Origin of the sequence: Labilibaculum manganireducens, from assembly GCF_002843385.1 — a bacterium.
GTDB classification, from domain to species: domain Bacteria; phylum Bacteroidota; class Bacteroidia; order Bacteroidales; family Marinifilaceae; genus Labilibaculum; species Labilibaculum manganireducens.
The window spans coordinates 1-13,224 of the sequence record NZ_MVDE01000020.1; the positions used below are offsets into that span (position 1 = coordinate 1).

The 13,224-nt window shown below is 35.4% G+C and carries 14 protein-coding genes; 13 read left to right on the top strand and 1 reads right to left on the bottom strand.

The annotated features are described in order from the left end of the window. Positions 1-153 precede the first annotated feature (153 nt). From BZG01_RS13265 to BZG01_RS13290, 6 genes are all read left to right on the top strand, one after another. Positions 154-1,251, top strand: a complete 1,098-nt coding sequence (locus BZG01_RS13265; protein WP_101310325.1) for an AcrVA2 family anti-CRISPR protein — start codon at positions 154-156, stop codon at positions 1,249-1,251. Between the two features lie 9 nt (positions 1,252-1,260). Then, positions 1,261-1,929 carry a DUF6904 family protein gene (locus BZG01_RS13270; protein ID WP_101310326.1) on the top strand — a complete coding sequence of 223 codons (669 nt, stop codon included), beginning with the start codon at positions 1,261-1,263 and terminating at the stop codon, positions 1,927-1,929. Positions 1,930-2,606: 677 nt separating this feature from the next. Beyond that, positions 2,607-3,068, top strand: a complete 462-nt coding sequence (locus tag BZG01_RS13275; RefSeq protein WP_101310327.1) for a phage tail protein — start codon at positions 2,607-2,609, stop codon at positions 3,066-3,068. A 782-nt stretch (positions 3,069-3,850) separates the two neighbouring features. Beyond that, positions 3,851-4,642 carry a hypothetical protein gene (locus tag BZG01_RS13285; RefSeq protein ID WP_101310329.1) on the top strand — a complete coding sequence of 264 codons (792 nt, stop codon included), beginning with the start codon at positions 3,851-3,853 and terminating at the stop codon, positions 4,640-4,642. A 302-nt stretch (positions 4,643-4,944) separates the two neighbouring features. Further along, positions 4,945-5,079, top strand: coding sequence for a DUF4172 domain-containing protein (locus BZG01_RS22005; RefSeq protein ID WP_281256431.1), 135 nt, complete (start codon positions 4,945-4,947; stop codon positions 5,077-5,079). Then, on the top strand, positions 5,021-6,073 hold the full coding sequence (locus BZG01_RS13290) for a Fic family protein (RefSeq protein ID WP_245870369.1): 1,053 nt from the start codon (positions 5,021-5,023) through the stop codon (positions 6,071-6,073). The genes BZG01_RS22005 and BZG01_RS13290 overlap by 59 nt, the downstream gene beginning before the upstream one ends. A gap of 211 nt (positions 6,074-6,284) precedes the next feature. On the opposite strand, the gene BZG01_RS13295 is transcribed toward BZG01_RS13290, so the two are convergent. Beyond that, positions 6,285-7,184 (bottom strand): helix-turn-helix domain-containing protein, encoded by a 900-nt coding sequence (locus tag BZG01_RS13295; protein WP_101310330.1) that lies wholly within the window; start codon positions 7,182-7,184, stop codon positions 6,285-6,287. Positions 7,185-7,447: 263 nt separating this feature from the next. Here BZG01_RS13295 and BZG01_RS13300 point away from each other — a divergent pair, with 263 nt between their 5' ends. The 7 genes from BZG01_RS13300 (at position 7,448) to BZG01_RS13330 (ending at position 13,180) form a co-directional block, all read left to right on the top strand. Next, complete coding sequence (locus BZG01_RS13300) at positions 7,448-7,966, top strand: flavodoxin (RefSeq protein WP_101310331.1); 519 nt, start codon at positions 7,448-7,450, stop codon at positions 7,964-7,966. 3 nt (positions 7,967-7,969) lie between these two features. Then, complete coding sequence (locus BZG01_RS13305) at positions 7,970-8,959, top strand: aldo/keto reductase (protein ID WP_101310332.1); 990 nt, start codon at positions 7,970-7,972, stop codon at positions 8,957-8,959. A gap of 10 nt (positions 8,960-8,969) precedes the next feature. Further along, complete coding sequence (locus BZG01_RS13310; RefSeq protein ID WP_101310333.1) at positions 8,970-9,737, top strand: carboxymuconolactone decarboxylase family protein; 768 nt, start codon at positions 8,970-8,972, stop codon at positions 9,735-9,737. An 18-nt stretch (positions 9,738-9,755) separates the two neighbouring features. Beyond that, entirely contained in the window at positions 9,756-10,940 is a 1,185-nt protein-coding gene (locus BZG01_RS13315; RefSeq protein WP_101310334.1) for an iron-containing alcohol dehydrogenase, read from the top strand. 125 nt (positions 10,941-11,065) lie between these two features. Further along, positions 11,066-11,443: a nuclear transport factor 2 family protein gene (locus BZG01_RS13320; RefSeq protein WP_101310335.1), complete on the top strand. Its 378-nt coding sequence runs from the start codon at positions 11,066-11,068 to the stop codon at positions 11,441-11,443. 522 nt (positions 11,444-11,965) lie between these two features. Next, positions 11,966-12,481 (top strand): DUF3124 domain-containing protein, encoded by a 516-nt coding sequence (locus BZG01_RS13325; RefSeq protein WP_101310336.1) that lies wholly within the window; start codon positions 11,966-11,968, stop codon positions 12,479-12,481. A gap of 90 nt (positions 12,482-12,571) precedes the next feature. Then, the gene (locus tag BZG01_RS13330; RefSeq protein ID WP_101310397.1) at positions 12,572-13,180 is read left to right on the top strand and encodes a MarC family protein; all 609 of its coding nucleotides are present in this window, start codon (positions 12,572-12,574) and stop codon (positions 13,178-13,180) included. Positions 13,181-13,224 lie beyond the last annotated feature (44 nt).

The following is a 13,224-nucleotide window of genomic DNA, read 5'->3' on the forward strand; positions in this document are numbered from 1 at the left end:
TAGCTCCGGCGGCATTGTCCAACTATGTTTTATCCTTTATTTGGAACTATTCTGAGAAGTAAAAATCAGTGTTCTAAATAATGTTTTGTTAATTTTAAAAAACGAAAGGATAAAACACTTTTACGTTAGCTGTGATTTAAAAAAAACGACACCGTGACAGATAAGAAATACATAGAATATTATCCGAACAGATTAGCAAAACTCAATGACTTTCCTAAACATCTTAAAGACAGGGAACGGTTTAATGACTATTGTAACGGAAAAAATGAATACTTCTATAAAGACGAAGGCAATTACGGTTATAGACGCAATAACGAACATTTTACTTATGACCAAAGACTAGAAAGAGAATATTTATGGAATGACTTTGGTTTTTGGACAACTTGGCAAAAAACAGGTCGAAATATTTTTGACTTTTCAGAAGGTCTTTTAGAAATGCTGAAAGATACAGACGTTTCAGATATAGACCTTGAACAAATTAAACTTCCTTATCCAAACTTTTATCTTGATATTTCAAAGGCAAAAATTCCTTTTGCGGACGGTTTTATGCCATTGATTGAAGGAGTATATGTGTCGGAAGAAATTAACAAAGACATTGACGAAGATATTACGTATGAAAAAGTAATATCTTTTAATTTTACTGGAGACTATATCCAACACTTTAAACACATCAATGACAAGTTATACAATCACGTTAGGGGTTTTCATTCTTATTCTCTATATCTGGACAGACCTTATAATTTGCTGAATGTTGGTGATGCCGTCAAAGATGCAAAAAGTATGTTTTTAGACGTTGACACTTGGGAAGACCATGATGATGACACGAAAATTGATTTATACAAAATCCATTCTGATTTCATTGAGCGAACAATAAAACTTGTTGTTAATTGTCTTCTTTATCTTTCTCTAAAAGATAAGGACGTAACGGAAAAATTCACATGTGATTTACCAATTCACCTTAAAACAAAACTTGAAAAAGCAAATACAAAAAGAAAGAAAGAAGTTGCGAATAATGAAATACGAAATTTTGGATTTAGTAAAATCAAGTTTGTCGGTCTTTATACTTTCCCTTCAAACAAATATGATAAAACAACAGGTCAAATTTCGCCACACTGGAGACGCGGACATTGGAGAAATCAAAAATTTGTAGAAAATCTTTCTCAGTCTAAATTGCTTTGGATTATGCCAACAATTGTCAATAAAGATAAAGGTGAACCTTTAAAAGGGCACATATACTCTGTAGAAAATTAAAACTAAAATATGCTGCAAGGATATCCGACAAAAAATGGAACAGGAATTTCAATATTCGGAGACTATGGCGATTTAAATAGTCTTTACTCAACTGTTCATGAAATTGCTAACTCACTTGATGAATATAATGAGAGATTAAAAGCACAACATCAATTACTTATGAATTTTGCTTATGAAATTCGTAAAGCATATTCAGGTCAACGTCTTACCGACAAACTAATATTTAACGGTGATGATAAAGAAATGCATTATTATGGTTTTCAATGTGTTTGGACAGATATTCTAATCTTTATCTCTGCACTCAGACACAATGCTGGTTATGTGCAAACTGACAAACTTCAACAAGCAAACATGTATATGCTTGAGTATGTTGTTGAAAGAGCTTTGTTTGAATATGACTCGGAAGGGGCAAATTCCATTCAACATTTTATTGGTCAACGTATAAATGTTACCAATAAATACGCTTTCATTATTTATCAAGCCTTACATATAAAATTTGTTTCAGACCGACAAGGAAAGAAAAGATTTAGAAATATACCAAAATTAATTGGTGACTACTTTTCAGAATGGAGACAAGAATATAAGGATTTGATAGCTTCTTTTGAAATTTCAGCAAAAGAGCAAAATTGTAAAATTACAGACCTTGAATTTAATGATTTTCCAGAGATAAAATGGTAAGAAAAACCACAGCTAATCGAGTAGACAGGTGACGGTCTATTGACCGCCACTGTGCCTCTCACACCACCAGATACTTCGCAAGCTCAGCATAAACCAAGCGGGTTTATTCACAAAATAATTTCACAATAAGGTATTCATTAAGGCTTCGCCGTACGTATACGGTCCCGAAAAATCGGGATTAAGTTAAGGGGAACAAGGAATCACGTCTTACAGGCGTGATTTGTTTGTAAGTGTCGAGCATCGGTTCATAACCTCGCTTCCGCAACCTTTCAAGAGTAATGGTCGTTCTCAGAATTGGACTTACACCCTCTGGACTTTCTTTTATAAAACTTAACATTATAAAAGAACTTTTACTAAATTTACCATTCAAGGCACACACAATATGTATAAAATATAGGCGGTTTTGTGCGGTTATTAATGTTTCTACTTTCTATTAAGTTTAGTGCAGTCGGATAAGGCATTAGTTTCTATTCGCCTACATTTCATACATTTAACGTCAGTCTGTCTAATAACCTAAACTAACTTGCTTAGATTCTCCTATTTATTCATTTTTACAGACTACTACTTATATAAATCACTGTCAAGCTTTGCTTTTTAGACAGTCTGCCGTTAGCGGTCATTGTAAAACGACATTGAAGAAACTGAACATTAATAACTAATTTAAAATACAGAACATTATGGCAGCAAATGGTGCAACTCAAGATAATGTATGGCCTTTACCAAAGTTTTACTTCAAAGTAAAACTAGGCTCACAAGACAATACCGTTTCTTTTCAAGAGATTTCCGGATTAGAAACGGAGACACAAGTAATTGAATATAGACACGGTGACAGCAAACAATTTTCGACCATTAAAATGCCGGGAATAGCTAAAACTGGCAACGTAACACTTAAAAAAGGCGTTTTTGTAAAAGACAATAATTTCTTTAAATGGTATGATGCCATTAAGATGAATACCATTAAAAGAGAAACCGTTACTATTCAGTTATTAGACGAAGGTGGAAAATCTACTATGACATGGACGTTAATTAACGCTTGGCCTACAAAAATTTCAAGCCTTGATTTAAAATCGGATGCGAATGAAGTTGCAATTGAAACATTGGAGTTAGCTCATGAAGGAATAACCATAGCAAATGGTTAGTATGTGAGTGAGATTGACACATAAGTATCCTTTTATTTCTAAATGTCTTTTTCAGGTGTACCTAAAAAGGCCGGAGTTAATTATAAATAGGCACCTGGAATAACTATAGTAATAAGGATAGATGAAACACCTCAAGGTAATTCAACTCTGTTGGATTCTACCAAATCATAGGAAGAAATATTGATAAAATGTAAGCGAGAAATAAAACGTGAACTAAATAAAACAACGAACCGCTAATCGAGTAGACAGGTGACGGTCTATTGACCGCCACTGTGCCTCTCACACCACCAGATACTTCGCAAGCTCAGCATAAACCAAGCGGGTTTATTCACAAAATAATTTCACAATAAGGTATTCATTAAGGCTTCGCCGTACGTATACGGTTCCGAGAAATCGGGATTAAGTTATGGGGAATAGTAAATCACGTCTTACAGGCGTGATTTGTTTGTAAATGTCGAGCATAGATTCATAACCTCGCTTCCGCAACCTTTCACGAGTAATGGTCGTTCTCAGAATTGGACTTACACCCTCTGGACTTTCTTTTATAAAACTTAACATTATAAACGAACTTTTACTAAATTTACCATTCAAGGCACACACATTTTGCATATTCCATAAGGGGTTCAGTGGTATGCTAGCGGCGGTTTTCCGCTCATTATCTCGTCCGTACCCGGACAGATAATCACACGTAAACCCTTACGTAACATGCAATTTTCCGTTAGGCAAAATTTCTAATTAACGCGTTTTTCTAACCATTACAGTATTGACAAATCAAGATTCGAATGAAATTAAAAGAGTTACTATTTGACAAGACTAATAAGATTTTAAACTATTTTAAAAATAATATTATAAATATATTGATTCAGTTTGTGGTTACTTTTAGTGGAGTTTACCTTTCGTTAGATTTGCTCGAAAAGCAGAATGCAGAAATTGAAAAGAGAGAAATAGAAAGTTTATATAGAGTAATTAAAGAGGATTTTAGACAGACTTATGCTTTGACAGCTAATAATATGGCTGATGAAAACATTCGAATTAGAATGGAAAATAAAAGATTAGCCGTGCCAGAAAATAAATATATAGGTTCAGCTTATATTGTATTCCCTTCAACAGCAGAGCTATTATTAAAAGACAGGACTAACTTAAAATATTGCTCACAAGAATCATTGACATATTTCACTCATTTATTGCATAAACTGAGACTAACAAAAGATAAGTTGGATAATCGTGGTCAATACAATAAGACAGCTAAAAATGAACAATTACTAACTGACTTCATGTTTTACAATACACTTTTGGCAATGGGATATAATATTTTAAAACAAGAATTAGAATTTCAATCTGAAAGAATTAGTAAACAAAAATTAACTGAAACTCTTAAAAATATTGAATCAAAATGCGGAATATTATCAGAAAAATATTCATCTAGTTTTGATGGGGAAATTTTTAACTTAACTATGGATTCTATTTTTATTCCTATTGAACAGGTTATTAATCATGGTGATAGTGTTTCTATATCATTATCTCATGTAGGAATTTCATGGAGAGAATTCAAGAAAAGACATATGCTAAAATAAACTTTGCCCAATCGAGTAGATGATCCCGACTAGAATAGCCGGGATACACCTCTCACACCAGCGTACGGGTCTCGTATACGGTTCCGAGAAATCGGGATTAAGTTAAGGGGAATAAGGAATCACGTCTTGTAGGCGTGATTTGTTTGTAAATGTCGAGCATAGATTCATAACCACGTTTCCGCAATCTTTCAAGGGTAATAGTCGTTCTCAGAATTGGACTTTATTCACAAATATATTATTTCGGGCGTTCATGAAGACTTCTCCGTAGAGCAATGACTCATAAAATCATTTATTTGCGACGAATGAAAGCTTTTTTACATCAACAAGACAATTGTACGGAATTTACCTGGAATAGTAATGAATTCCTAAGTCTATTAGGTGAGGCAAGAAACCTGCAAGGCCGACTTGTTGGAAAATATGGAAACATTGGGTTTTGACTTAAGAAATGAGGCTTTACTTGATACATTGACACTTGATGTACTAAAATCATCAGAAATTGAAGGAGAAATTCTAAATCCCGACCAGGTTCGTTCATCAATTGCTCGTAGATTAGGAATGGAAATAGCTGGTTCGGTAGAATCTGATAGGAATGTAGAAGGCGTTGTTGAAATGATGCTTGATGCAACACAAAATTGCTTTAAACCATTAACTGCAGAGAGATTATTTGATTGGCATGCCGCCCTCTTTCCAACGGGTAGAAATGGAATGTACAAAATTACGGTTGCTGATTGGAGAAAGGATACAACAGGACCGATGCAAGTTGTATCAGGAGCAATGGGAAAAGAGAAAGTACATTATCAAGCGCCCAATTCAGGATTGCCAGAAAAAGAAATGACCCGATTTTTAGATTGGTTTAATAGTAACGCCCCGATTGATTTGGTAATTAAGGCAGCGATAGCACATTTATGGTTCGTGACAATTCATCCTTTTGACGATGGAAACGGTAGGGTAACAAGAGCTTTAACGGATATGCTTCTGGCGCAATCAGACAAAAGTAATCAACGGTTTTACAGTATGTCGGCGCAGATTAGAATAGAGAGAAAACAGTATTACGAACTACTGGAAAAGACGCAAAAAGGTAATTTAGATATAACAAATTGGATTGCGTGGTTTTTAAGTTGTTTGATTAATGCCCTTAAATCAACAGATATTGTTTTAACAAAAGTGTTATTTAAAGCAGATTTTTGGCAAAAACACATTGATACTGTTATAAATGACCGGCAGAAAAAAATATTGAATAAGTTGATGGATGGATTTGATGGAAAACTGACATCTTCAAAATGGGCGAAAATTGCAAAATGTTCCAAAGATTCGGCTGTTCGCGACATAAATGCCCTGATTGAAAAAGGAATATTACAAAGAGAAGCCGCGGGAGGAAGAAGTACTAATTACGAACTGACAGGAATGCCAGCGGCTAACAACAATGTATAAAATAATAACAGGCAATGGCTTCATTTGCCATTGTTTCAGTCCTTTTTTGTCACAAATTTCAGTAGTTTTTTAAGATGATAGGCCGCAGCAGACATGTGCATTAGCTTGTTGGCCTGGCGAATGCCTATGGTATTGATTTTCCGAAGATCCATATACTGGATTGGAACCCTATCTGCAAACAGTACAGCTATACTTTGTTGCTTCTGGAAAGTTAATTCAGATTCCGATACTCACTGGGCGACATACCAACACTCTTCTTGAACATCCGGGTAAAATGCTGTGGATATTTAAATCCAAGTTCATATGCAATTTCACTAACAGGTTTTGAAATATCAAGGATTCTATCTTTTGCAATATTCATCACAGTTAATTGAATGTATTCCTGAGCCGTTTTTCCAGTCTCTTTTTTAACTAAATCGCCAAAATAGTTAGCCGATAGATGAAATGCATCTGCAAAATACGCTACCGAAGGTAAACCAAGTTCTTGTGGTTTAACTGACTTAAAATAGGTATTCAATTCGTTTTCGAATTTTTCAAGAATCCCTTTGTTTAAATACTCTCGTGTTATAAACTGACGGTCGTAAAACCTCATACAATAATCGAGAAACAATTGAATGTTATTAACAATAAGTCTTCTGCTGTGTTTGTCTATGGGTTGACTAACTTCAAACTGAATTTTATCGAACAGTTCCAATATCATTTTTCGTTCCCGCTCCGAAATATGCAAAGCCTCGTTTATGTCATATGAAAAGAAGCTGTAATCTCTGATTTGTTTTCCAAGGTTGGTTCCTAATATCAAATCAGGATGAAACATCAATGCCCAGCCTTTTCTAACTTTAGAATTATTACGTACCAATTCAAGAATTTGTCCGGGAGAAACAAAAACCAAACTACCTTCTTCATAATCATAGGTATTTCTGCCATACTTAAGTTCCCCACAATTTACTTCCTTTAAAAAGATAGCGTACACACCATAATAAAAATGCGTGTGTTCGGAGTAGTTTATTACTGTCTGCGAAAAGTCGACGATGCTAACCAGAGGATGAAATGTTTCCAGTCCATTTAGTTTATTGTAGTCTGCAACCGATTCAATTCTAAAAATATTTTTCATCGCTGTAAATCTGAAATTATATTACAAATATACATCAGTAATTGCTTATTTATAAATCCAATAGAGCAAATCAGTAATAATGGTAGGTATATCCGTAATCGGTATAATTTAAGGCTTTAAATTGAAGTCAAAAACCAAAAATATAATACCTTAAAGTGTATTCAGTAATAATGGTAAGTCAATCCGTAATCTGTATAATAAAACTGCTTTTTTCTCTTTGGATATTTGTAATGTGAAATTTTGTATAACAAGAAGCTAACAAAATGAAAAAAGGATTAATAGCATATTACTCAAGGAAAGGTCAGAATTATGTAGGTGGTAGTATTATAAATCTACCTATAGGTAATACAGAAGTGGTGGCTAAAAAAATACAAATACTAACCGGAAGTGATTTATTTTTTATCGATACCATGAAAGGGTACCCTATTGATTACATGGAAACAACTCGTGTTGCTCAAAGGGAATTAGATGATGATGCCCGACCGGAGCTTACAGATACCGTTGATAATATGGATGAATATGATGTAATATACCTGGGTTATCCCAATTGGTGGGGCACATTCCCAATGGCTGTATTCACATTCTTGGAATCCTACGATTTTTCAGGGAAGACCATAATTACTTTTTGTACACATGAAGGCAGCGGATTAGGACATAGCCTTGCAGATATTAAAAAATATTGCCAGGGAGCAAATGTTTTGGATGGTATTGCAATTAAAGGGGGTTCAGTGCAAAATGCCGATTTTCAAATTGAAAAATGGCTAAATAGATTAAAAAAATAAATTATGAAAACACGTAAATTAGGAAAACAAGGATTAGAAGTTTCAGCACTAGGACTAGGCTGTATGGGACTTAGTTACGGATATGGGCCAGCCATACAAAAAAGTGAGGCAATTAAACTAATTAGAAAGGCCTACGAATTAGGAATCACTTTTTTTGACACCGCAGAAATATACGGTCCCTATTTAAACGAAGAAGTTGTAGGAGAGGCAATTGCTCCATTCAGAAATGACATTGTGATTGCTACAAAATTCGGATTCAACTATGTTAATGGGCAACCGGCAGGATTAAACAGTAAGCCTGCTAATATTCGTCATGCAGTTGAAGGTTCATTAAAACGCTTGAAGGTTGAAGCCATTGATTTACTGTACCAACACCGCATCGACCCTAACGTACCCATTGAAGATGTGGCTGGTGCGGTTAAGGATTTAATTCAGGAAGGGAAAGTAAAATACTTTGGTATGTCAGAAGCCGGAGAAACAAATATCCGGAAAGCTCATGCGGTTCAGCCTGTTTCTGCATTGCAAAGCGAATACTCATTGTGGTGGCGTGAACCCGAAACAAAAACATTCTCAACTTTGGAAGAATTAGGAATTGGTTTTGTGCCATTCAGTCCTCTGGGTAAGGGTTTTTTGACCGGGAAAATTGATGCAGATACAAAATTCTCAGATAACGATTTCCGCAATGGCATTCCCCGATTCAATATTGAAAACCGCGAAGCAAATATGGCTTTGGTAAATCTGGTAAAACAAATGGCTCAGCAAAAAGAAGCAACGCCTGCACAAGTGGCGCTTGCATGGATTCATGCTCAAAAAGACTGGATTGTGCCTATACCCGGAACAACAAAAATTCATCGTTTGGAAGAAAACACAGGCTCGGTAAATATAAGCTTAAGTTCCGGGGATTTGACCGAAATACAAAATGCAATTTCAAAAATTGATATTGTAGGACAACGTTATCCGGAAAGCAGCGAAAAAATGGTCGATAAGGATTGAAACCAAAATCATGAAAAAAGAAAATATAAATCTGAGCGATGCCGCAGTAAAGAATCACGAAGAACTCTGGCCAAATTACAAATCGAAAGCAATACAAACAGACCCAGAACTAATCGCGATTTTCGACAACTGGGCGTTTGATGAAGTAATAACCCAAAGCTCAATCGACACTAAAACTCGTGTAATGATGATTATGGGTTCGTGTATTGCACTGGGAGCTTTAACCGAATACAAAATGTTTGTAAATGCAGCTTTGAATATAGGGGTTACTCCAATTGAAATTAAAGAAATAATTTACCAATCGATTGCTTATGTGGGCGTGGCAAAAGTAATTGACTTTCTTTATGCTTCAAATACAATAATGCTCGAACATGGCATTGAACTTCCTTTAGAAAACCAATCGGCAACAACGCCTGAAAATCGTGAGGCTAAAGGATTAGAACTGATGAAAACAACCTTTGGCGAGCGAATTGAAGAAATACGCTACAATGCACCGGAAGACCAAAAACACATTCAGTACAACCTTGCTGCAAATTGCTTTGGCGATTATTACACCCGCAAAGGTTTGGATATAAAAATCCGTGAACTGCTTACATTTAGTATGCTTATTAGCATGGGTGGAACCGATTCGCAAGTTCGGGGGCATATTCAAGGCAACCTGAATGTTGGAAACAATCGTGAAACGCTTATCGGAATTACCACGCAACTTTTGCCATACATTGGTTATCCCCGGACACTTAACGCTTTAAGCACAATTAACGAAATAACAAAACAATAAATCAATAAAAAGTTAGATATGGAAAATTTTAGTTTTTATGTACCAACAACCATTCATTTTGGCAAAGGGCAAATTGAAAATCTATCAAGTTCAATAAAACAGTTTGGAGGCAGCAAAGTACTGCTTGCCTATGGCGGTGGAAGTATTAAAAAGAATGGTATTTACGATGCTGTAACTAATGAATTAAAAAAAGCAGATATAGATTTTGTTGATTGCGATGGAATCAAACCAAATCCTCCGGTTAGCGATGTAAGGAAAGGCATACAAATCTATCGTGAAAATTCGTGCGATTTTATACTTGCCGTTGGTGGTGGTTCTACCATTGATGCTGCCAAAGCAATTGCTGCCGGAGTTTGCTATGATGGCGATGTTATGGATTTGATGGCTGGCGGACATGGAGAAATCAATGCAGCGGCTCCCTTGGCATCGGTACTGACTATGGCCGGAACCGGTAGTGAATTGGATATGGGTGGTGTAATTACAGGAGAAAAGAACCATAAGAAGCATACCATTATGCATCCGTTTCTTTATCCTAAATTCTCAATTTTGGATCCTACCTATACATTCTCTGTTCCTGAAAAGCACTCGATGGCTGGCTGTTTCGATGCGCTTGACCATTTATTAGAATGCTATTTTGTGGCTGGAAGCGAAACCACTGATGTGCAGAATATGATGAATGAGGGCGTTATGCGGTCTATCATTAAAAATGCACCAAAAGTTTTAGCTAATCCTGAAGATTACGATGCCCGTGCAAATATTATGTGGGCGAGTTCTATGGCATTGGCAGGTTTTCAATTTGTGGCTGGTAAAAAAGGTTCAAAGTGGCCTATGCATGGAATGGGTCACGAATTGTCGAGTTTATATGATATGACCCATGGTGTTACATTGGCATTAATTGCACCTTCGTATTTGGCTTACACATTAGAAAAAGCTCCCCAATACACTTGGCTGTTTGCGAATTTTGCACGAAACGTTTTTGGAGTAAGTGAAGCTGATGATGCTACTGCTGCTAAATTGGGTATTGGTAAAGTAAAGGAATTTGCTGATCGTATTAACATGCCTAAAAACCTGAAGGAAGCCGGAGTTGAAGAAAGTAAACTGGAATATTTAGCAGAAAAAGCAACTGAATGGGGCAGCCTTACTGCTTTATGCGAAATCAATAAAGATGATACTCTTGAAATTTTCAGAAGGGCTTTTAATTAAATGTTTTTTCGGGATACTCTTCTGTTTTGAGTATCCCGATTTAATTTAATACACTTTGTATGTTCTTCTTATTTACCGTTTAGCCCCAAATTGCTCATTAAAAACAAACTGATACGGATGAATCGATGACCAAACAGACTACAGATGAATCACAAATAATAAACCTTATCCGGTTATTTATAAAGTTGATGATTGATAGAGATACATCCCGGATGAATGAAATTGTGGATGAGAATCTCTCATTAACCCATATTACCGGTTACGTTCAACCGAAAAAGGAATGGTTTGCTGAAATTGTATCCGAAAGCATGAAATATTCTTCAGCCCAGACGGTATTTTCTAAAGCAGATATCAAAGGAGATAAAGCGAAATGGGTCGTACGACACTTATTAGATGCACGAATTTGGGGTTCACGTGACATCTGGCGTTTACAGCAGACTTTTCAACTAGAGAAACGTGATGAAAAATGGTTAATTCGGGAATCTGTTGCAACGATTTTTTGATAATAACATAAATTTTGGTTTTTTCCCCCCTTAAAAAACAAAATAAATTCGTGCTTCGCTGCAAGGTCAGAGCAGATGATAAAGTAAAAGTTTAAATTTGTAGAGAAACGTAACGGATTGACAGTGAATCACGAACACCAGAACATAATACTGAATATACAAAATGGGCGAGATTGTACTAAATTCGAACGCTATAGCCCGCTATTAATTATTGCGGTTTGATAAGTTTGAAGCCTGCAATTGCCCACATTTAAAATTGGCTGCAGTAATATGGACAATAATTACTCAAAAAGTGCCTTATCAGCCACCGGCATCTCATTTGTTTTTAGACCAGAAGAGAAAATTAAAGCTTGTTTCAAGAATAAAGAAAAATATTATTAAGTTTGACATAAAGCCATAAGATATTGGGTTTTGCAACTTTGAGTCCAGAATTTTGACCTTAGTCAGAATTAAAAAAAGACAACTGTAGTGCACAGGATAATTTATTGTAAATTTATGATCGAGTAATAAAAGCAGATATAAATGAGAAATACATTTAAAATATTAGTTATAGCCCTGATTATTGGTTCCTGCAACGAAAAAGAAACTGATAAATACCCTGTTCGGCAAGCAGACTGGAAAAGCAAACAAGCTAATATTGAGAAATTTGATGAGTTTTTTCAAGGAAAAACATATCTTCCGGTCTACTCTCATATATACCATATTCATGAGCATCGTACATTTGACCTTACAAGTACTGTTAGTATTCGGAATATTTCACCAACCGATTCTGTTTATATTTTAAAGGCTGACTATTATAATACCATTGGAGAAAATATTCGACAGTATATTAAAAAGCCTATTTTTTTAAGACCATTAGAAACCTTGGAAATAATCATTGAAGAACAAGACATGGAGGGAGGTTCGGGAGCAAATTTCGTTTTTGACTGGGCAAAAAGAAATGATATAAATCCGCCGTTGTTTGAGGCTGTAATGATTTCAACATATGGCCAACAAGGATTATCATTTACTACAAGAGGACTACCTGTATTTGAATAATATGCAACGAGCCATGAGAAGACTTTTTTCGCACACGAGGATGGCTAAGCTGGCGAGTTCCATGTGGCAATAAAAAAACAAATTAGACAAATGAAAGAATTAATTAACACCATACTATTGTTAATTGCAGTGATAGACCCTTTGGGTTCGATTCCTGTTTATTTAGAAGCAACCAAGCATTTTGACAAAATACATAAGAGAAAAATTGCAATTAATGCTTCAATAACAGCTTTTTTAGTCCTTTTATTTTTTATTGTTGTTGGTCAGATTATACTTGAGGGCATGGATATTACCCTTGAAGCCTTTCAAATTTCGGGTGGCGTGATTCTATTTCTATTTGCTCTTACAATGATATTTGGTGAAGGAAAACCAGAATCTGAGAAACACTTAATAAAAGATTACAAACATGTAACCGTTTTTCCTGTTGCAGTTCCTTCAATAGCCTCACCTGGTGCTATAATGGCAGTTGTATTGCTAACTGATAATCATATTTATTCATTAAACCAACAAGTTACTACGACATTAATGCTTTTGATTGTGGTTACAATTACATGTATTTTACTGCTTGCATCAAATTTCATTCACAAGAGAATAGGAGAATCCGGAATTATTGTGATTAGTAAAATTATGGGCTTGATTTTGGCATCATACGCAGCGCAAAGTATTTTGAGTGGAGTAAAAGAGTTTTTTATGAATTAAGTAATAAAAGCACACAACAAGCGGTTATTAGGCATGGCGGGGTT

Bases quoted from the DNA above. Each gene is read 5' to 3' on its own strand.
- BZG01_RS13270 (WP_101310326.1), top strand. From the start codon at position 1,261: ATGCTGCAAGGATATCCGACAAAAAATGGAACAGGAATTTCAATATTC.
- BZG01_RS13275 (WP_101310327.1), top strand. From the start codon at position 2,607: ATGGCAGCAAATGGTGCAACTCAAGATAATGTATGGCCTTTACCAAAG.
- BZG01_RS13285 (WP_101310329.1), top strand. From the start codon at position 3,851: ATGAAATTAAAAGAGTTACTATTTGACAAGACTAATAAGATTTTAAAC.
- BZG01_RS22005 (WP_281256431.1), top strand. From the start codon at position 4,945: ATGAAAGCTTTTTTACATCAACAAGACAATTGTACGGAATTTACCTGG.
- BZG01_RS13295 (WP_101310330.1), bottom strand. From the start codon at position 7,184: ATGAAAAATATTTTTAGAATTGAATCGGTTGCAGACTACAATAAACTA.
- BZG01_RS13300 (WP_101310331.1), top strand. From the start codon at position 7,448: ATGAAAAAAGGATTAATAGCATATTACTCAAGGAAAGGTCAGAATTAT.
- BZG01_RS13305 (WP_101310332.1), top strand. From the start codon at position 7,970: ATGAAAACACGTAAATTAGGAAAACAAGGATTAGAAGTTTCAGCACTA.
- BZG01_RS13310 (WP_101310333.1), top strand. From the start codon at position 8,970: ATGAAAAAAGAAAATATAAATCTGAGCGATGCCGCAGTAAAGAATCAC.
- BZG01_RS13315 (WP_101310334.1), top strand. From the start codon at position 9,756: ATGGAAAATTTTAGTTTTTATGTACCAACAACCATTCATTTTGGCAAA.
- BZG01_RS13320 (WP_101310335.1), top strand. From the start codon at position 11,066: ATGACCAAACAGACTACAGATGAATCACAAATAATAAACCTTATCCGG.
- BZG01_RS13325 (WP_101310336.1), top strand. From the start codon at position 11,966: ATGAGAAATACATTTAAAATATTAGTTATAGCCCTGATTATTGGTTCC.
- BZG01_RS13330 (WP_101310397.1), top strand. From the start codon at position 12,572: ATGAAAGAATTAATTAACACCATACTATTGTTAATTGCAGTGATAGAC.